We start from the raw sequence: 19304 nt of genomic DNA, 5'->3' as shown, positions 1-19304 counted from the left end.
CGATCCGCACATGCGGATCGGCCTTTTTTGGCGTAGTACCTACCCACCTACTTACTTTACTTTATGCAAACCATCTTTCGCCTGCTCAGTGGCCTTGTATTAGGAGTGACCCTGCTGACTGCCTGCAAACCCAACTTGGAAGAACAGCTGCAAAATCCTCGCGTGGGGGATGTATATGTAGTGCAGTTTCAGCCAGTGAATACTCAGCTGCAACGTTACTACTTTTACCAAGTAGCGGCCGTGCGGCCCGATGCGGTAGACCTGCACCCAGCCCGCCAAGAAGCCACTGATGCCCAAGCAAGTACCGCCGCGCCCAATTTCTTTTCTGATAACACTCTTACCTACACCCGGGCGGAGGCGCTAGAGCTATTGCAGGAGCAGCCTGGCGACGTGCAGCATACGCGCTTAGTGCAGGTGCGCAGTGCCGACTAGCTAGCCTAACCTGCTACTTCACGACGGTTAGCTTGATGTCGACGTCCTTTTTGGGCCACTGGTCGGTGTCTACGGGTTCATTGGCAATCTTGTCGATGACGTCGAAGCCCTCTACTACCTCCCCAAACACGGTATACTGCCCATCAAGTGAGGGTGTGCCTCCCACAGTAGCGTATGCCCGCTTTTGCTCGGGAGTGAGTTGGCGGCCAGCATTGGCCTGAGCTTGGTCAGGCGTCAGCTTTTGCCCCTGCACAATGTAGAAGTCGTGGCTGGAGGAGAGGTGCCCTGGGTTTTGCTCGTCGTCGTAGCGGGCCATGCCCAGGGCGCCGCGCTTATGAAAATGGCGAGTAGATATTTCAGGAGGGAGGCGGTAGCGGCTTAGCTGAATGGTGAAATGGTCGGACGTGCCTCCCTGAATGGCAAAGCCTTTCACTACTCGGTTGAACACAGTCTGATCGAAGTAACCTTTGCGCGTCAGCAGCAGAAAGTTGGCGGTGTGTAATGGGGTGTCATCATACAGCCGAATGCGCATATCGCCGTGGCGGGTGTGCATAATCAGTTCCTGACCAGGATACTGGCGCCCATAGTCAGTAAGCAACGTGACAGCATTACTGTCGGCCAACGATGTGAGGGCGGGCCCTGGGGCCGTGGGAGGCGGGGGCGCAGTGCTTACATCTGCAGTTTCCGGCTGGGTGCGGTTGCAGCCAACGAAACTACTTAGAAAACCTACGAAGAGAAAAAAGCGAAGCTGGGTAGGAAGCATAGTGCGGGATATTACTGGCTGGGGCCAAACGCAAAAGGCGGCTGCCCGCGTGGGCAGCCGCCTCAAACATAACAGCTAGCAACTAATCAACGCCATTGCGTAATTAAGCTGCGTTGCCGCTGTGTATTACATCTTGATACCCATTTTTTTGGCGATGTCCATAAACATCTGGGGGTCGTAATCATCGGCACCGGGCGAGTTGAGCTGGGGCTCCTCTTCTAGCACCGGGTAGGGCACGCCCTCAAAACCACCCTGAATTACTTCCAGGGGCTGGCCGTCCTCGGGGTGAGTGCCATTCCAGATGATGCCCGCTTGCTTGTAGTCGTCGGGGCTGAAGGTGTACAACTTCAGGTGTAGCTTCTGCTGATCCTGGAGCTTTTTGGCTTCGGGGAAAGCATCATTGCTTAGCTCTGGCACGGGAACCAGCTTGCTTACTTCTACACCCGTTAGCTTTTCTAGTGCTTTGGCATACGCCACTACGTGCAACCCACCGCGTACCAGCAAGTAGCCTACCATGGTGCGGGCGCAAGGGTCCGATACCATTTCGTACACTCGCATTTTATTGGCACGAGCACCGCATTCCAGGAAGAAGTTGTGCAGCAAGTCTAGCTTTAAGTTGCCGCTGCTGTGCACGTACTGGCCAGTCCAAGGGTTACCCATGGAATCGTATGGTACGGCTGTTTGGGCACTGCTGAGGAAATGGTAGCTGTTGCGCGCATCAGCTACGCCCGCTAGTGGAGCTGGTACGGGGTCTTTGCCCCGGGGCGTTTGGCCGGTTAGGAGCAGGTTGATGGCGTATGATACGGCCTCAATGTGGCTATATTCTTCGGCAGCAATGCTGCAGGTAAGATCGTAAAAGGGGCGGAGGCGGTTTCTGCCACGGAAATTGAACGACTGGAATGTGTAGTTCATCAGCGTCGACATCTCCCCATACTTGCCACCTAGCAACTCCTGAATAGCAGCAGCATCGTTAGGTGAAGGGTTTTTAGGCTTGGGCAGCTCCACGGCTAGCCGGTCATACCGTAAAATCATAGCAATTGCTGTTGAGGTTGAAAAAGTGCTTTCGCCCGTCGTTCCGGGGCGCAATTTCTAACGTCAGAATTGCAGACTAGTTGAGGTACGCCCAAATCTTGTTGAGGTATATACTATTAATTATGAGATAGTTATTGAGCGCAGTCGGCCGTTGATATAGCACTTAACCGGCACTAGCTACCCGCTAGTGAGCTGCGGAGTCAATACGATACACAAGGTGAATAGTGTCATTAATAATTAGATACTAGCTAGAAAAGAATGACTTACAGTTAGAAATTCGTCAGCAAGGCACAAAAAAAGGTGCGCCCCTCGGCGCACCTTCCAATTGCTGTTTCTCCTGATCAGCTTACCAGCCTGAGCCGCTTGGGGTATCCCAGCCGTCGGAGGCAGGTTTTTTCTTTTTAACAGGCTTATCCGTTTTTACTTTCTCTTTCTGGGCTGGAGCCGCTGCCGGTTTCGATTTTACTTTCACCTTGGTAGTGCCTGCTGGTACGGGCGGCGCGCCAGGAATGGGAGAGGCAGCCGGGGCAGCTTCTTCCTGGATTGGGGCCATGTCGGTGGCAGCGTTGATGAGGTCGGGACGTTCTACCGCTTTTTCCTTTTGCAACGCAAGGAGTAGTTGCTGATCTACCAGTTCGTTCTTGCTCCAAGCCTTCAGTTCCACATCCATCTTTTCCTTCTCTTCCTTGGATGGCTTCTTTGCTAGCATCCCATCAAGGTCAGGGCTGCCGGCATCCTTCCAGGCAGTCAGCCACATAGAAGCTACCATAGTGGGGGCCAGCTTGAGGCGGAACGCTACTTGGCCACCTACCTTTTCGTGGTAGGAGTCGGCGAAGGCATCTGAGTACGCACGGCGGGTTTTGCCGTACTTATGGCTGAACACGTACTTGGTTTCTGGGGTGTAGCGGCGCGTTATAGCTTCTTCCTGGTCGAAGGTGTCGCCCAAGAAGCCGTACGACTCCTGCACTACCTGCCAAATTGCCGCCTGGGGGTCTTTCAGGTACTTTGCAGGGTCACAATCCAGTTTATACTTGGCAATGTGGCGCTCTGGGAGCTTACTTTCCCACAGAGAGTGAAGCCCTTGCTGGTTGGTTAACTGCCCGTCGTAGTTCTCCGTGGTGTGCAGCGGTACAAAAGCATCCCCAATGTAGTGGCCCAAGTCGGCGGAAAGATTGATAATGGCTACTGTGTCGCGCTTCTTGAAGGCTTCGGTTAGCTTTTCCTTAATCTCTACCACCGTCCATGGCACGGTACCGTACTTGTGCAGGGTATCGGCGGTGTACTTGGCCGTGGCCTTCTCCCAGGCTTTGGGCATGGCGCCGAAGGGGTCCTCACCGAAGTGGTCCATGTCGATGAAATGCTTGCTTGCCTCGCTTGGGTCCTGGTCGCGGCGCTCATCGGGGGCAGTACTGAGCTTCACTAACTCGCCCATGTGCCGGTAATAGAAGCCCCGCATGGAAGAGGGTAGGGCGTATACGGCTAGCTGGGCGATAGTACGGTGAGCAAAAAAGCCCCAGCCCGGCGACAGTAGCGGGCATAGCAGCACAATGAAAAGCGTGAGAAACAGTTTTTTCATAGCAACAAGAGAAATCCGCAGACCGCGGGTCCGTAAAGTTCGGAAATTGTTGCGTATCAAGTACCAAATCCGGTTTAACACTTGCGGTACTGCTGTACTATTCCAAGTAGGCTAGATGGCCAGCAAGTGGAGGAGTAGCGCTTGCTTATAGATGTGTACTAGGTGTAGCCTGCCAGTGCTTGGCTGAGCGCGTAGCTTAAAAGCAAATAGGCTACTTTGCCTGCTCTCACCCTCTTCTGCTGAAAAGACGTGCCCAGCATTTCCCGCAAGAAACTCAACTACACCATTCAGCCGCCCCTGCGCGAGTACCTGCATCGCTACGACCGAGAAATCGTGCTGCCTGTGTCGTACCGCGACTTGCTGCACATCAGCGGCGCTTTTCCGCTGACTGACCGGCAGGGGCGTGATACGCTATGGGAAACTGTGTTTTACGAGCCCCAAACGCTACGTGAACTCAGCCAGGGACTTGCTGAAGTATATGCTCTGCTAAAAACGGCCGGCGACTTATCATTCACAGAGCACCTACTAGCCGACCGCATTGACTACTGCCGTTTCGGAAATAGTAATCCGTTTCGGGTGCGCATTGTCAATCAGCTGAACGACAACTACGACTACTTTTATATCAAGCAGGCCGATGCGTCTCGGGTGTATGGGTTAGAGCTAGAGCACCTGCTCTCTCCCAACCGCCTGAGCTACTTGGTGAGTGGTGATACGCTGGTGGAAGAGCACATAGCCGGCGTGCCCGGCGACGATTTTATTCGGACCCGGTTGCCCAAGCTGCAATTCAACCAAGTACGCTTGGCCAAGGAGTTTGTGAAGTTTAACGAGCGGTGTTTTGCTCGCCTACTTGGGGATATGCGCTCCTACAACTACGTAGTAGACATCACGCCCGACTTTGAGGATGAGCAGTACCGCGTGCGAGCCATTGACTTCGACCAACAGAGTTACGAGGGCCGCAAGTCTATGTACTTGCCTCAGTACTTCAAGGACAACCGCCCGGTAGTGGATTTGTGCAGCCGTTTCCTCAAGCCCGAGAGTATTCGGCAGTACCAAACCGAGGAGCGGGTGCTCATGCTGCGCCGGGTGCGCTTGGAGCGCTACCGCCTCAAAGCCCTCATGGACTGCATGCGAAGAGATGACCTAGCCCCAACAGAAAAGCTGCAGCAGCTTCGTCTGGAGCTAAACCACCACCACGGCACCACTAAGTTCGACCACTGCCACACCATGGGCGATATGGTGCGCCTGAACTTGCAGTTGATGCTGAGCCCCTTGGATATCCGGCAGCGGTAGGACGCTGGCTTAAGCCGAAGCGGGCGCTACTTGGTGGCGGTCTAGCAACTCAGCTAATTTCTGGTAAATAAACTCCGTGGCCTGCTGGCGAATAGCGTCGCTGGAGCCATCAAACTGCTGCCGGTATTCGTGAGCGTGCTCCAGGAACAGAATCGTGACGAATACCGTGCCCACGGGCTTATCGGGCGTTTCTGATTGCCCCGGCCCGCACAAGCCCGTCACGGCCACGCACACATCGGCCTTAGGCAAGTTCTTGTGCAAGCCCAGTACCATCTCGTTGGTAGTTTGCTGGCTTTCAGCGGAGTAGGTATCGAGGGTAGCTGGTTTAACCCCCAGTAGCTGCTGCTTGGCATCGGTATGGTACGTAACGACGGAGCCGAGCAAGACTTCACTCACGCCTTCTGCCGGAGCTAGCTGGGCTGCTGCTAGGCCGCAGGTGCAGCTCTCGGCCAGGGCTAGCGTGAGCTTGTGCTTGATAAAGTCTTTGATGAGAGCAGTAGGGGCAACCTTTTTCATAGCGAGGGATAAACAGCGAAGTCCCAACAGTACGCGCGATGCAAGAGCATGGGTATAGCTCAGCTTACGCAGCAGTAAGGCTAATTTGTAGTATAAAGCAGATGATCAGTAGGTTATAAAGAATGAGTTGGGCTGCTAAGGCGAAAGTTTTCTGCAAATAGCCTTATTGTATTCGCTCTACTCTTGCCGGTATACTACTCCTTGCTTCATCACAAAGCGCACCTTCTGCATGGCTCCTATATCCTGTAGCGGGTCGCCCTCCACCGCCACTACGTCGGCGAGCTTGCCTGGCTCTAGCGTCCCCAGGGAAGAACTCTGCCCGAGTAGTTCGGCGGCGTGTACGGTGGCACTGCGCAGAGCTTGCAGCGGCGGCATGCCGGCTTCCACCATGTAGCGAAACTCCAGAGCATTCACTCCGTGCCGGAATACGGCGGCATCGGTACCAAACGCAATTTTTACTCCTGCTTTGTAAGCCCGCCCAAACGTTTCTTGGAGCTTAGGCCCGATGGCTAAGGCCTTGGGTGTCACCAGGGGCGGGTAGTAGTCTGGGATTTTGGCAGAGTCTGCCACCGATTTGCCGGCTGTGATAGTGGGCACGTACCAAGTGCCGTATTTCTTCATCAGCTTCATGGTCTCGTCGTCCATGAGGGTGCCGTGCTCAATGCTGGTCACACCCGCCCGAATGGCCCGTTTCATGCCTTCCGCTCCGTGCGCGTGGCAGGCTACTTTGAGGCCAAGGTCGCGGGCGGTTTCCACAATGGCCCTGATTTCCTCTTCCGTCATTTGGGCGCCGCTTCCATCCTTCGCCACGCTCAGAACCCCGCCCGTGCTGGCAATCTTAATGAGGTCGGCGCCACGCTTGTACTGTTCGCGCACAGCCTGCCGGCACTGGTCGGGGCCGTTGGCTACGCCTTCACTGGGGCCCGGAATGCCCATTAGGTCTTGGCGGTACCCATTGGTGGGGTCCATGTGGCCGCCGGTGCCCGAAATAGCCTTGCCTACGGTAAAGATGCGCGGCCCCACTACTTCGCCCCGGGCTACCGCATTGCGTAGGGCCAGGTTTACCCCCGAGCCACCCAAGTCGCGCACGGTGGTAAAGCCAGCCATGAGTGTCAGGCGCGCATGGCTAAGGGAGCCGAATGCCACATCGGCGGGATTCTGGGTAAACTCCTGCAAAAATTGGTCTTTGCTGGTTTCGCCTTCCAAGTGCACGTGGCAATCGATGAGGCCAGGCATCACCGTGCGGTTCTTCAGGTCAATAACCTTGTCATTCCCAGTGGTAGGGGCGGTGTAACCACGCTCCACGGCCACTACCCGGCCGTTTTCCACCACCAGGGTCATCTCCGGCTGCAGGCGGTCCTGGCGCATATCCAGCAGGCGCCCGCAGTGCATATAGGTTTTTTGCGCCAAGGCCGGCGTGGTTGTCAGCAGGGAGAAGCCTACCCACATGGCGGGGAGTAAGCACAGGCGGGTACAGGTAGCAAGCATATGTAGCAAGTGAAGAGGAAGTGATAGGGCGGAAGATACAACGGAAAAAAACGCTGCATGCAGCACAAAACCCCACCGAATACGTACCTTCCGGCCAGCGGCCCGGCGGCCGTTTGCGTACTCGTTATCTTTTCACTTCCTTCTCTTATGGCTACGCCCGAAGAATTCGAAGCCGCTGCCCAGCGTGCTCAACAGCTCCCTAGCAAACCTTCCAACACTGTGCTGCTCCAACTATACGCCTTGTATAAGCAAGCCTCCGAAGGCGACGTAACCGGCGACCGGCCGGGCGGTTTCGACTTCAAGGCCATTGCTAAGTACGACGCTTGGAGCGGCCTGCGCGGTAAGGCCCAGGATGAAGCCCGCCAAGAATACGTAGAGCTGGTAACTTCCCTGTTCCAAAACGCCTAGTTGGCACTAGCCCGCCACTACAAAGGCCCGCTTCCAGCAGTTGGAAGCGGGCCTTTATGCTATGTATTGAGCTGGCACCTAGCCTAGCGGCTGGGCTCCAGCATCGGGAGCAGCCGGGGGCGGGGTGGGCTTTGCCGGAGCGGCGGGCGTAGGCAGGTCGAACGCTACGGCGTTGTGCTCAAAGTGGCCTTTGTGGGAGCCGTCGCAGAAGGGCTTGTTAGACGAGAGGCCACAACGGCAGATGCTTACCCGCTCGCGGCCACCTAGGCCGTAGGGCTGGCCTTGGGCGTCCACAATTTCGAAATCTGTGCCCTCTACGCGAAGAGAGCCGTTGCTGAGAACAGTGAGCTTAGTAGCCATGAGATGCGGTGCTGGTAGAAGATATGATGGATGCAAAAGAAAGTAGGAAGCCCAGCCGGAAGTAGCATATAGCCAGGCTTACTTGAGTCAGAAGAATGCTGTACGACTGCTTAGGCGTGCAGCTCCTTACGTAGTACGTAATCATTCATCCAGTAGGGGCCAATGGGAATATCTTCCTCCCGGTGCTGCTGGTACCCCAGGTGCTCATAGAACGCCAGCGCCGGGTTGTGGCGGTTTACGTTCAGCTCTAAAGTATGGCCGCCAGCTTGGCGCACGGCTGCCTCCACGGCCCGCACCAGATGTTGCCCGAGGCCTTGCCCTTGGTGAGAGGGTAGCACATAAATCTTGTGCAGCTTGTAAAGGCCATTGGTAGGCTGGGCGGAGAAAGAGGCGTACCCACTGGCCTCATCCTCAGTGTAGAGGAGCAGGAAGGTGTGGCCCTGTTCCGTCATTTGCCGAGTGAGCGAAGCCGGCGTGTAAATCACCCGGTACATGTACTCAATTTGCTTCCGCGAAATGATAAACCGGTAGGTAGGTTCCCAGGTAGCTTCAGCTAACCCAATGATGGTAGGAATGTCCGCCAGCGTAGCGGGTTGGATGTGCAAAGAAGCGGCGGCAGAAGCTGACATAGCCTGCAAAAAACGGTATAATTTAACGTAAAACCGAACCCTAATCGGGCTTGGCTTCGTTTTTGGGCCGGATATTGCCTGTTCTGCTAGACGACAGCAACTGCGTTTGCCGTTGTACTTCATTCACCCACCCTTGCCACATGAAACATTTCCTGCTTTTACTTACTGCCGGCCTGTTTACTGCCTCTGCCGCCTTTGCGCAGCAAACTCCCCCTGCTTCCCGGCCCCGCACCACTACCACGAGCAAGACCACTACCACGAGCAAAACAACGGCCTCCGTGGAGCGAGACTTGCGAGACTTCAGTGACTGGGTAAACGCTAAGCTAGATCAAGCGGAAGTAAGTGTACGACGTGAGATGCCCCGTATTACCGCCGAGTACGACCGGCAGAGCAAGCGCCTTGACCAAGCCGTGGATAGCCTATCAGTAGAAGGGAAACGGGAGTACGCCACGCAGAAAAAACGCTATGCCAACTGGTCGGCGCGTCAGGATAGCCTCAATAAAGCAGCCCGGCGCCCCGAAACAGTTCAGCAAAGCCAGCGCCGCCTGCTCGGTGAAGACGTCGTCATCAGCCGGGCGCGGGCCACGGAATTACCTGACCTCTACTTCCGGCTGGTAGAAACCATGCGTACCGAGCGCAAAAACTGGACGCAGACCGACTGGAGCGCTGCCAGTGCCGTACTAACCAACCTGAACGCCCGCTACGAACAGCTCCGCGACCAACTCCCACTGGAAGAGCGCCTGCGTATTCGGAGCCTACAGGGTGAGTTCCGGACTTTAGAGAAAGCGCGGGACGTAAAAGACGTCATGAACGAATAGGCAGGCTGGTAGTACTTCACTAGCTCTTGATAGAAAAAAGCCCGCTGGTTTGCCGTTTAAGTGCGCAAAGCCAGCGGGCTTTTTCTGTCCGGCACGTTACAGCGGGATGGGCCCGTGCTGGGAGCGGTACTGTAGGCGCAGCCACTGCCACGCCGTGGGCACATCATGAAACAGCTGAATAGGAAGGTATTGCTTTACCCGCTCAAAAAACTGAATGCTAGCCAGCTGATTGTGCATGTCGGGCGAGAAAACGTAGGCTATGGCTCGTAAGCCCTCCCCGGTGGCATCAGGTAGCCACTCGTATTCCAGCCACGACATGGCTTCGCTCCAGTCGCCGGTGGCATGGCTTTTATCATTGAGCAGGAGTGGATAATGCAGAACACTTTCATACGTAAGGTAGCCTTGGGCGCCAGTTATTACCTCGCGGCTAGTAAGATTGCCGTACCAGGTGGCATACATCAACTGATGGGTAGGGACCTGCTCCAGCTTTACTAATAGGCGGCCGTGCGAATCTAACAGCGTGCCTAGGGGCTGCAGGGGAATGGTATGCATTGGGAGGGGAGAAGTAGGTTATAGTAGTGCGTTGGTTGTAAGGAGTATATATATCTAATATAGGTATTTATATGCCACCACCTAGGGAAGCAGCATCGTTCCGGAGGAACCGTTACTTTTGCATCCCCCAATCCTTTTTCTCGTCTTCCGCGCTTCACTCATGCATATTGCAATCGTCGGCAACATTGGCGCCGGCAAGACCACGCTGGCCAACAAACTGGCGCATCATTTCAACTGGGAGGTGTTCCTGGAAGATGTCGATCATAATCCTTACCTCAAGGATTTCTATGACGACATGCCCCGCTGGGCGTTTCACTTGCAGGTATATTTCCTCAATAGCCGTTTTCGCCAAACCCAGCGCATCAAAGAGCTGCAGCAGGCAAGCAAAGGCGTTATTCAGGACCGCACTATTTACGAGGATGCTCACATCTTCGCGGCCAATCTGCACCAATCGAGCCTGATGGCGGAGCGGGATTACCTGAATTACCTGGGCTTATTTGAGTCCATGATTAGCATGGTAGAGCCCCCCGACCTGCTGCTTTATCTGCGGGCCGATCTGCCGAAGCTGGTGTCGCAGATAGAAAAGCGCAACCGCGACTATGAGAACAACATCAAGATTGAGTACCTGCGCAACCTCAACGAGCACTACGAGCACTGGATCAGCAACTACAAGCATGGTAAGCTGCTCATCGTTGATGTAAACAACCTCGACTACGTGCACAACCCCGAGGATTTGAGCGTTATCATCGAGAAAATCAACAGCACCTTGTTCGGGCTGTTCTAAGCAGCTTACATGTAGCGACCAGTAGGTAACTAACAAACTGCCCCTACCTCTCTCGAAAGCAAACGCCCCGCTGTGCACAGGCACAGCGGGGCGTTTGCGCATAGTAAGGCGTTGTGCTGTAGCGTTAGTCAGCGGCCATGGCTTCGTTGAGAAAGTGTACAAGTGGTAGTGCAGCTCGCCAAGCGGCCAAGACGTGGGTGGGAAAGTCGGGGCGCAACACTTCGGCATCCGGTACAGGTTGCCACACAAAGAAGCTCTTGAGGCGGAGCCACTCCACATCGGGGTCAGCGCGGTCGTAGCCTTTGGGAGCTGTTTTGAGCGTTTGCGTCATGTCTAGGCCCGCGGGAAAGTAGCGCAACAGCTCTGCCTCTTGGCGCATTGCGTGGAAGGCCTCGGGATTGTAGTGGATTTCCTGACGCACGCGGGCCAGTTGGGCGGGCTCGGGCAGCCAGCGCCCCGCTCCAATATAAGTTTCGCCGTCGGGCTGCACAGCCACGAAAAAACCAGCCCACGGACTGTGACGGCCGCCGCGCTTGATGCCCGCTCCCATGTGGCGCTTATAGGGCTCGTCGCTCTGCTGAAAACGGTCGTTCTTATTGATGCGAAACATAACGTCTTGGGGCTTAATGCCCGTAAGGGCGGGCTCTAGCTGCGTAGCTCCACGAAGCAGCTCTGCCACAAAGCCCGTGTACTCGGCCCGGGCGCGCTGGTAGTCGGCTCGGTGGGCATCCATCCAGGCTTTGTTGTTGTTGGCGGCCAGGTCCCGCAGAAAGGGCAATACGAAGTCTAGTGGCATAGCAAAAGGAAAAAGCGCCGATAACAGCACGGTCCAAATAACACCGCCCCGCACCGGGGTAACGGTACGGGGCGGATAGCAGGCGGGTTCTGAGTGTAAAAGCTAGTGTTGGCCTAGGGCTTGTGCATTACCAATGGGGGTGCGGTCATTTAAAGCCCAGCTAAACGATTGGTATTCAATGGTAGCTGTGGGTTGAATAGGGGTGCGGGCATAGCGGTTCAGGAAAGCAATGAGGCTGTTTCCGTACCGAACTCTGCCGAGTAAGCATCAAATAACCCCGACACCTGTACTTGCCCCGAGGCAAGCTGATTGAAGGTCGGGTCGTTGATAAAGCGCCGCGCCTGGGCGTCCAACTGCTGATTGATGCGGGTGCCGTCGTAGGCTTCTGCTAAGGGCGCCGGGGCCGATGCGGCCGTGTAAAGCAAGCCAAAATGCACGCGCGGGTCGTGAAATTGTGCTGTGAGCATCTGGCGCTCAATCTGGTTGAGCGAGTAGGACTGGCCGCCTACTTCTACTACTGGCGCGTCCCAGGGCGACTTTTGGCCGCCTACTGTCTTCACCCGGATGTCGTTGATGCTGCTAATAGGGTAGTACTGCAATACCAAATAGGTAGCAGCAGCATTGTAGGTATTCAGCCAAAACGCCTTCGCGTCGTTGGAAGACCAAGCCGGATTACGCGGATTCACTTTACGCAGACTCAGCAGATAATCCAAAAGTTTATCCTCTTCTTCAAGCATGCCTTGGTAGTCTACGTGACCATCAAGGGTGGAATGTTGCATGAGCAAGGCGTTCCACGGCTCGTGTAAGAGTTCCAATGCATTGTTATCGTCGGCTTGGGCGGCAAAGCAAGGAAGCATGAATAGGAATAGTCCTCCCAAGAAGCGGTACAGTAGGCGTGATACGGTAGGCATGCAGTAGATGAGGGCAAACAAGGACAGAAGCAGGCGCTTTTACAGGCATATGTAAAAAGCACAAGCTGGGCAGAATATTCCTGACCAATGAAGCAAGGTGGTCAGGAATGGATTATCTGATGAATCAGTATTACAAAAGTATAATGAACATTCTATGTTTACAAATGGCAATTGTAATTTGCAGCTATAGTATTGCAATATGTGTAGTGACATTAGTTTGATTACTAAAATCAACGCCCTTGCGGGGTGCTAGCAAGCCTTTTCGTTGGGTTAACCCATACACAAGCGGTTATAGTCTTTGATATAATTTTTAACAAAAACGTAAAGAGTACAGTAACTGTCTCTAGAGGGAGTTGTTGATTAATTGCACTTAGCTGGTGTTTTGGTTGTAAGTGAACAGGGGTTTATACTGTGTATAATGCTCGAAAAATCCGATATTTGATGTTGCTTAGCTGCCAGTAGGCTATTGAGTATTTACCTTACGCCCAGTAGTATGGATTCCGTTTCAGCCCTTTCTCCTGCTTTGCCTGCTACCCTGGCAGAAGCACATGCTGAAATTCAGTTGCTCCGTGAAAAGCTAGCCGAGCAACGCATGCTAGCGCGCATACCGGCGCAAAATCCGCATCCCATCTATCGGCTTGGGCCTAATCAGCAGCGGTTATATGCTAATCCTGCCGCCGACCGCCTAGCCGCAGGATTGACGGAAGAAGAGCTGGAGCAGGCGCGTGAGCAAGCCTTCGGGTGGGCCATGGATGCGCTACTAAATGGCCAAGATGCCCGGCATGAACTGCGCATCGGAGCCCGTCAGTTTCAGGCTTGCATTGTGCCCTTCCCCGAGGAGGAATACGTAAACTTGTACTTGGTAGAAGAAACTGAGCGAGTAAAAGCCCAACAACTGCGCGCTGCTCAGCAAGAGTTTACTCAGCAGGTGCTAGATACCGTTCCTATTCTGGTGTACGTGCGCGACGCCGAGGGTAAATTCATATTCGAGAACAAAGCAACGAGTGAGCTAGGCGAGCAATTGGCCGCAGCTTCGCTGATATCCACAAATGTGCGGGCCGCTCAGCGCCAGCAACAGGAGCATTACAAAGCCAGCGACGCCAGGTGCTCTTGACGGGTAAGGAGCTTATTGTAGAAGATCCATTAACGCTGCCCTCCGGCGAGCAGCGTTGGCTGCACACTATCAAGCGGCCACTACAATGGAGTGATGGCAACGTACATGTGCTGGGCGTAAGCACCGACGTAACTGAGCTGAAGCAGGCTACGGAAGCTGCCCGCGCTGCGGCCCGGGCGCAAGAAAACTTCTTGGCCAACATGAGCCATGAAATCCGCACGCCTTTGAACGGCGTGCTCGGCATGGCGGCACAGCTCAGCAAAACTCAGCTCGATGTACGCCAACAAGAGCTGCTTACTATCATTCGCTCGTCCGGTCAGCACCTGTTGGGGGTTATCAATGATGTGCTGGACATGGCTAAGATCAGCTCGGGCAAGCTGGAATTTGCCCAGGAGGCCTTTAACCTTTGCGATTCTATGGGCCAAGCAGTGCAGCCGCTTGCCCTACAGGCCCAGGAAAAAGGCATCAACTTCGAAGGTACCCCGCTTCGTAATTCCTGCCCGTACCCCTGGGTTATTGGAGATGCCCATCGGCTCAACCAAATTCTGATTAATCTGGTTAGCAACGCCATCAAGTTTACCCCAGTTGGGGGACGTATCAGCGTAGGAGGCTACCTGCTAGCCGAAACCTCGGACTATATTGAGGTAGAATTCCGGGTTACGGATACTGGGGTTGGCATTGCGCCAGATAAGCTGACGCGCATTTTCGAGAACTTCACCCAAGCCTACGCGGATACAGCCCGGCACTTTGGCGGCTCTGGTTTGGGCCTGAGTATAAGCCGCGCCCTTGTGGAACAGATGGGTGGCACGCTACAAGTAGAAAGCCAACTGGGTAAGGGCAGCACCTTTACTTTCCAGTTGATGCTACCCCGCTCTACTCCCTCGGCGCCGGTAGCCTTTGCTCCTAGCTACGACACGGGCGCCCTGCGCGGCAAGCGCGTACTACTAGTAGAGGACAATGAAATTAACCGTTTGCTGGCCGGCTTGCTCCTTGAAGAATGGGGCGTGACAATGGACGAAGTGGAAGATGGCCCCACGGGCATCGAGCAGCTCCAGCAGGCCGCCTACGACGCCGTGCTGATGGACATACAAATGCCCGGTATGAGTGGCTTGGAGGCAACGGCCGCTATTCGCCAGCTTCCCAACCCGCATCATGCGCGAATACCTATTGTGGCGCTTACTGCCAACGCTTTCGCCAATGACGCGGAGCAGTACCTAGCTGCTGGAATGAATGCATGCGTGGCCAAACCCTTTGATGAGGCTCTGCTCTTCAACACCCTGGCAAACTTATTTGGCCACTAAGCTCCGAGTAGGGAAAGCCAACAAGAAACAACGCCCGCGTACTTGCTACCAAGCACTGCTGCATTATTAGTAGTGCTTGGTAGCAAGTACGCGGGCGTTGCAGTAGTTAGACGCCGGCGTACTCGCTAGCAACGGCTGATTTATAGCTAGTGACAGTCAAGGTATCCCCGACGCGGATGTTACCGGAGGTAGGGCCCGTCACGTTTTGCCCAAACATGACTTTCCCTCTTTGGGTGCGGTAGGAGGCCAAGGTGCGCAAGGGTTCCGCAGCAGGATGCTTAGTGGCCGTGCGTTGATCAATAGTTGTGAGAACACAGCGCCCGCAGGCGCGCACAGCTCGGAAGGCTACGTCGCCGATGTAAAATTCCTGCCAGCTATCCTCAGCGAAAGCCTCACCGCCGGCAAATACTAGGTTGGGCCGGAACCGGTCCATTCCCACAGGCTCAGCCAGACGGGCGTTCAGATCCGTTAACGATTTCTGTCCAATGAGCAGGTAGGGGTATTGATCCGCAAAGCTCACCAACTGTCCCTCGGGATTTAGCTCGGGCTCCACATCGCGCCGCACCATATCCGACATGTAAACGAGCTTACAGGGCTGGCCTAATGCTTCGGAAAGCCACTCGTCGCATTCCGGACGCGCGCGTGAGGCAAAGACCATGTCGTCCCAAATAGTCACGAACAGTGTTTTATCCGGTGTAGCTGCGAAGGGCACAAAGAGCGGTAGCAGATCGGGCCGAGCTTGGTGCCGAAGCAAAAAGCCGTTGTAGGCGGGCTCTACCTTCAAGTGAACCATGGCGGCTGTTTGCCGTTGGGTCATGAACTGGTTGCGCTCATTCACAATCAGCCAGCGCCGGTCGTGACAAAGACCGCGGGCTCCTACTGCCGCTTCGGTAAGCCGGATGCCGCCGAGTGATTTAACCGGATAAATGTACAGGTCGGTGAGGACGAGGGGAGAAGCAATAGACATACCCCAAAGGTAGGGGGTCTTCCTGTTTTATGCGCGCCAATTAATGGAGGGGACGCTTTTTGATCATACCTCCCTTCGTGTCCTTTACCGAGTGCATCACCATGAAGGCTTGGCGGTCGATGAGTTCGACCTCTGTCTTCAGCTGGCTGATTTCCAGACGGGTAATTACGGTAAACACGATGTCTATGGGGTTGGGCTGCTGGCCGTGCGTACCAAAACCGCGCTTACCATTGTACACCGTAGCACCACGGCCGAGCTTTTCCGTAATCATGCGCCGAATGGCGTCGGAGCGCCCCGATACGATAGTTACCCCCGTGTACTCTTCCAAACCATCAATAACGAAGTCGATGGTTTTGGCTGCCGAGAGATACGCCAGAATGGAATACAAGGCAGTTTCAATGGATAGCACCCAGGCGGCTACGCCAAAAATGAGAATATTAAATACCAGAATGATATCACCCACGCTGGCGCTGGACTTTTTACTGAGGTAGATGGCCATTATTTCGGTGCCATCGAGTACGCCGCCGCCGCGCATGGCTAGGCCAATACCAGCGCCCAGGAAGAAGCCGCCAAATACGGAAATCAGCAGTTTGTCGGACGTGACAATGGGGAAAGGGACGGTAGCCAGCACAATAGCCAGCCCAACGATGCCTAGCAGAGTACGAATAGCAACACTGGGGTCAAGCTGCCGCCACGCCATCAGCACGAAGGGCAAGTTGAGCACTACAATAAGAACCGGGAGCGGCAAGTGAAAAATGCGCGTAACCAACAGGGAAACACCAGTTACGCCGCCATCCAAGAATCCGCTGGGTAGTAAAAAGCTTTCGAGCCCGAACCCGGCCGAAAAGACGCCCACCACCATCAACAGCGTATTGGTAATCTGCCGTCTCAGCCAGTTTGGATCGGCGTTTGTCTCGTCATCGCCACCGGGCTGCGGAGGACGTGGGGGAAGGGGAGTAGGGGTATTAGACTTTCGTAACTTATTGAGAAACATGAGTTGGGGAATGAGCATAGGCAGCAAGTAAAGTCATGGTTTGATCTATATCCTGTACGACCCCGGAGCTGTAATGTTAATACTAGACAAGTGTATTGGCAGAGGATTGCGCCGGTTGGCGCGGATTTTGGTCCGAAATAGTCAGCCAATATTGTTCTGGTTTCTAGGAAAGCGTATCCGCTGTTTAGAAGATGCCCTCCGTTAGTTTTCCACTATCTCGTCCGCCGCGCCGATTAACCCAGTACGCTTTTCTGAGAGGCTATCGGGGGCGCGCTCAGTTTGCTGCCACTGTGCTTCCCGTGGCTGGTATGTTGGCTGCATACCCCGTGCTAGCCTCGGGCGAAATCATGCAGCTTGTACTAGCCGCTGGGCTCATCGTCATCTGCACCACCGTGCTGGCCTTACTTGCTGTGCCTCGTTTTCACGATGTGGGCCTGAGTGGGTGGTATACCCTGTTGCTGTTGATACCCGGCCTGAACATCCTGGTATTAGGCGCCTTACTTATCTGGCCGGGGCGCCCGTCAGGAAGGTGGCAGCAGGAAGTGAAAAAAGTGGCCTACCCATTGCACAGCACCCAGCAAGTGCAGTCAGCAACCTAACGAAAGACTACGTAGTAGCTGCACAGTAAAGCTGTAAACCAACTCAGGCCCGCATATGTAACCTATGATAGGTAACACATGCGGGCCTGAACTGAATATTGGGCTAAGATGGTTTACTGCGCTACCTGCTGGCGGGCTAGCTCCACGGCGCGGTACAGATTTACTACCCCGCCAGCCTCCGACAACTCCCGAAAATCAACGGTCTTGTTGGTGCCAGGCTGCTGCACTTGGGTATGTACTGGCGTAGCCGACGCCATAATGATGGACTTGAGCTGGGTGGCCGTTAGGGTAGGGAAATAGGACTTGAGCACTGCCGCAATACCCGATACCACCGGGGCAGCCATACTGGTGCCGCTCTTGTTGCCGTACTGGCTGCCGGGAAGGGTAGAGTAGATCTGGTTGCCGGGCGCAAATACGTCCACCGCATGGCGGCCGAAGTTGGAGAAGTCGGCGGCTAGGCCTGCGTCATTGGCGCGGGAAGATGCCCCCACCGTTAGCATGTTCGGAATGCGCTGCCCGTTTTGGAAGACCGGCGCGGGGTACTGCATGGTCTGATCGAGGTTCTTGCTCTCATTGCCAGCAGAATGAACGAGTAGCACTCCCTTAGAGCCGGCGTATCGGATAGCCTCTTCTACCGCTGGGCGCTGAGGCGAGTAGTACTTGCCAAAGCTCATATTGATAATGCTGGCCCCGTTGTCTACGGCATAGCGAATGGCATTGGCCACGTCCTTGTCCCGCTCGTCGCCGTTGGGCACGGCGCGCACAGCCATGAGCTGCACGTTGTTGCTCAGGCCCATGATGCCAACAGTATTGGTGCGGTCGGCCCCAATAATGCCGGCTACGTGGGTGCCGTGGCTGGGGTCGGGTCCGTACAGGTCGGCGTTGCCATACCGGCGCTCCTTCACATCATCCGGATGATCTTGCACAACAGTGCGCGGATCAAACTTCAGATTCAGCGAGTAGTCGAGCTGGTTTTTGGTATCTGTCACGGCTTCTTTGATTTCGGCTAGTACCGCATCAAGGGAAGGGTAGCCTGCCTCACGCAGGTTTTCGTAGAGCCCAGCCGTGACGCGCAGCAAGTTGGGGTCTTGCGTGGGTGGGTGGTGGAGCGTGGCCGTGTCGAGTTGAGTAACGTTCAGCGCCTGCTTGAGCATGGAAATGCCTTGGGCATTCTCGTCGTAGGCTTTCTGCATGTCGGCCAGGCGCTGCGTGTTCTCCTTTAACTTTTCGTCGTAGCTCTTTTTCACCTTCACGTAGAGGTCGTAGTCGGCACGTTGGGCTGCGGGTACGCTGGTGCGCGCTTTGCCTTGGAAGCGGGGTTGCAGCTTAGCTAGCACGCGGGTGTCCTCGTACGTGTCAATGTCCACGTTGCGGCCGTCGGGTCCGCCCAGAAAGCTCCAGCCGTGCACGTCGTCCACGTAGCCGTTCTGGTCATCGTCGCGCTTGTTGCCGCTAGTTTCCTTGGTGTTTTTCCACAGCAAGCGCTTCAAATCCACGTGGGCGGTGTCAATGCCGGCGTCGATGATAGCCACGGTTACCAGCGTAGGTACCCGGTCTTTCAGAAGCTCCTGGTAAGCCCGGCGGGCACTGACACCCATTACGCCGTCTTGCTGAGGATCAAGAAGGTACCACTGCGGGTCGTTGGTGGGGGAAGCCGGGGTGGGTGCTGAGGTAGGGGTTTGTGCTACGGCTAGTGTGGGCAGCAAAAACGCCAAACCCAACAGGTTCCGGCGAAAGGAAAGGGGAAAGGACATTGGGAGAAATAAGAGGCGAGGGGTAAAACGGCCTATACGAAGGCTGGAAGAGGAAAGGCTGATTCGAACAACGTAGATTCAAGGTGTTTGCTACAGACGCATATTTCAGGCCATAGACGCATTCAAATCGGATTCTAAGGGGAAACCCTGTATAAGCTGATGAGTTAGGCTAGGTTAGCCAGCGTAGGGCATCAAGACAGTGCTACATTAGCTTTACCGC

21 protein-coding genes are annotated in these 19304 nt (G+C 55.0%); 8 read left to right on the top strand and 13 right to left on the bottom strand.

The features are described from left to right. Window positions 1-63: 63 nt before the first annotated feature. Entirely contained in the window at window positions 64-432 is a 369-nt protein-coding gene (locus tag VI25_RS10675; RefSeq protein WP_045686995.1) for a hypothetical protein, read from the top strand. A gap of 13 nt (window positions 433-445) precedes the next feature. On the opposite strand, the gene VI25_RS10670 is transcribed toward VI25_RS10675, so the two are convergent. The 3 genes from VI25_RS10670 to VI25_RS10660 form a co-directional block, all read right to left on the bottom strand. Next, window positions 446-1195 (bottom strand): peptidylprolyl isomerase, encoded by a 750-nt coding sequence (locus VI25_RS10670; protein ID WP_052694895.1) that lies wholly within the window; start codon window positions 1193-1195, stop codon window positions 446-448. 126 nt (window positions 1196-1321) lie between these two features. Then, a complete protein-coding gene (locus VI25_RS10665; protein WP_045686996.1) occupies window positions 1322-2227 on the bottom strand; it encodes a manganese catalase family protein in 906 nt (301 codons plus the stop codon). Between the two features lie 346 nt (window positions 2228-2573). Continuing rightward, window positions 2574-3803 carry a zinc dependent phospholipase C family protein gene (locus VI25_RS10660; protein ID WP_055562489.1) on the bottom strand — a complete coding sequence of 410 codons (1230 nt, stop codon included), beginning with the start codon at window positions 3801-3803 and terminating at the stop codon, window positions 2574-2576. 249 nt (window positions 3804-4052) lie between these two features. On the opposite strand from VI25_RS10660, the gene VI25_RS10655 reads away from it, so the two are divergent. After that, window positions 4053-5093, top strand: coding sequence for a hypothetical protein (locus VI25_RS10655; protein ID WP_045686997.1), 1041 nt, complete (start codon window positions 4053-4055; stop codon window positions 5091-5093). A gap of 9 nt (window positions 5094-5102) precedes the next feature. On the opposite strand, the gene VI25_RS10650 is transcribed toward VI25_RS10655, so the two are convergent. Together VI25_RS10650 and VI25_RS10645 are read right to left on the bottom strand one after the other, a co-directional pair. Continuing rightward, window positions 5103-5609 (bottom strand): CinA family protein, encoded by a 507-nt coding sequence (locus tag VI25_RS10650; protein WP_055562488.1) that lies wholly within the window; start codon window positions 5607-5609, stop codon window positions 5103-5105. A 177-nt stretch (window positions 5610-5786) separates the two neighbouring features. Continuing rightward, on the bottom strand, window positions 5787-7097 hold the full coding sequence (locus VI25_RS10645; RefSeq protein WP_045686998.1) for a metal-dependent hydrolase family protein: 1311 nt from the start codon (window positions 7095-7097) through the stop codon (window positions 5787-5789). A 147-nt stretch (window positions 7098-7244) separates the two neighbouring features. Between VI25_RS10645 and VI25_RS10640 the strand changes: the two genes are divergently transcribed. Next, a complete protein-coding gene (locus VI25_RS10640) occupies window positions 7245-7505 on the top strand; it encodes an acyl-CoA-binding protein (RefSeq protein ID WP_045686999.1) in 261 nt (86 codons plus the stop codon). Between the two features lie 78 nt (window positions 7506-7583). Here the strand turns inward: VI25_RS10640 and VI25_RS10635 are convergent, their stop codons facing one another. Both VI25_RS10635 and VI25_RS10630 read right to left on the bottom strand, forming a co-directional pair. After that, window positions 7584-7865 (bottom strand): CDGSH iron-sulfur domain-containing protein, encoded by a 282-nt coding sequence (locus tag VI25_RS10635; RefSeq protein ID WP_236705006.1) that lies wholly within the window; start codon window positions 7863-7865, stop codon window positions 7584-7586. A gap of 110 nt (window positions 7866-7975) precedes the next feature. Next, window positions 7976-8494, bottom strand: a complete 519-nt coding sequence (locus VI25_RS10630) for a GNAT family N-acetyltransferase (protein ID WP_045687000.1) — start codon at window positions 8492-8494, stop codon at window positions 7976-7978. 140 nt (window positions 8495-8634) lie between these two features. Here VI25_RS10630 and VI25_RS10625 point away from each other — a divergent pair, with 140 nt between their 5' ends. Beyond that, window positions 8635-9312: a DUF6565 domain-containing protein gene (locus VI25_RS10625; protein WP_045687001.1), complete on the top strand. Its 678-nt coding sequence runs from the start codon at window positions 8635-8637 to the stop codon at window positions 9310-9312. A 96-nt stretch (window positions 9313-9408) separates the two neighbouring features. Here VI25_RS10625 and VI25_RS10620 read toward each other — a convergent pair whose 3' ends face one another. Continuing rightward, window positions 9409-9864, bottom strand: a complete 456-nt coding sequence (locus tag VI25_RS10620; protein WP_052694897.1) for a hypothetical protein — start codon at window positions 9862-9864, stop codon at window positions 9409-9411. Window positions 9865-10024: 160 nt separating this feature from the next. On the opposite strand from VI25_RS10620, the gene VI25_RS10615 reads away from it, so the two are divergent. After that, a complete protein-coding gene (locus VI25_RS10615) occupies window positions 10025-10648 on the top strand; it encodes a deoxynucleoside kinase (RefSeq protein WP_045687002.1) in 624 nt (207 codons plus the stop codon). Window positions 10649-10772: 124 nt separating this feature from the next. On the opposite strand, the gene VI25_RS10610 is transcribed toward VI25_RS10615, so the two are convergent. Then, window positions 10773-11444, bottom strand: coding sequence for a DUF2461 domain-containing protein (locus VI25_RS10610; RefSeq protein ID WP_045687003.1), 672 nt, complete (start codon window positions 11442-11444; stop codon window positions 10773-10775). Between the two features lie 218 nt (window positions 11445-11662). Continuing rightward, complete coding sequence (locus tag VI25_RS10605) at window positions 11663-12355, bottom strand: DUF547 domain-containing protein (RefSeq protein ID WP_152981572.1); 693 nt, start codon at window positions 12353-12355, stop codon at window positions 11663-11665. Window positions 12356-12848: 493 nt separating this feature from the next. On the opposite strand from VI25_RS10605, the gene VI25_RS10600 reads away from it, so the two are divergent. Beyond that, window positions 12849-13469, top strand: a complete 621-nt coding sequence (locus tag VI25_RS10600; RefSeq protein ID WP_055562486.1) for a hypothetical protein — start codon at window positions 12849-12851, stop codon at window positions 13467-13469. After that, window positions 13376-14770, top strand: a complete 1395-nt coding sequence (locus VI25_RS10595) for an ATP-binding protein (protein WP_316934310.1) — start codon at window positions 13376-13378, stop codon at window positions 14768-14770. Before VI25_RS10600 ends, VI25_RS10595 begins: the two co-directional genes overlap by 94 nt. 106 nt (window positions 14771-14876) lie before the next feature. Here the strand turns inward: VI25_RS10595 and VI25_RS10590 are convergent, their stop codons facing one another. Together VI25_RS10590 and VI25_RS10585 are read right to left on the bottom strand one after the other, a co-directional pair. Beyond that, window positions 14877-15737, bottom strand: a complete 861-nt coding sequence (locus VI25_RS10590) for an MOSC domain-containing protein (protein WP_045690341.1) — start codon at window positions 15735-15737, stop codon at window positions 14877-14879. A gap of 40 nt (window positions 15738-15777) precedes the next feature. Beyond that, entirely contained in the window at window positions 15778-16749 is a 972-nt protein-coding gene (locus VI25_RS10585; protein ID WP_052695633.1) for a YitT family protein, read from the bottom strand. A 173-nt stretch (window positions 16750-16922) separates the two neighbouring features. Here VI25_RS10585 and VI25_RS10580 point away from each other — a divergent pair, with 173 nt between their 5' ends. Further along, window positions 16923-17330 (top strand): DUF805 domain-containing protein, encoded by a 408-nt coding sequence (locus VI25_RS10580; RefSeq protein ID WP_082455485.1) that lies wholly within the window; start codon window positions 16923-16925, stop codon window positions 17328-17330. Between the two features lie 113 nt (window positions 17331-17443). On the opposite strand, the gene VI25_RS10575 is transcribed toward VI25_RS10580, so the two are convergent. Then, window positions 17444-19084 carry a S8 family peptidase gene (locus VI25_RS10575; protein ID WP_082455484.1) on the bottom strand — a complete coding sequence of 547 codons (1641 nt, stop codon included), beginning with the start codon at window positions 19082-19084 and terminating at the stop codon, window positions 17444-17446. Window positions 19085-19304 lie beyond the last annotated feature (220 nt).

It is taken from the genome of Hymenobacter sp. AT01-02 (assembly GCF_000961955.2).
Lineage (GTDB): Bacteria > Bacteroidota > Bacteroidia > Cytophagales > Hymenobacteraceae > Hymenobacter > Hymenobacter mucosus.
Note: the sequence above shows the minus strand (reverse complement) of the source record. Positions and strands in the feature narration are given on the sequence as shown.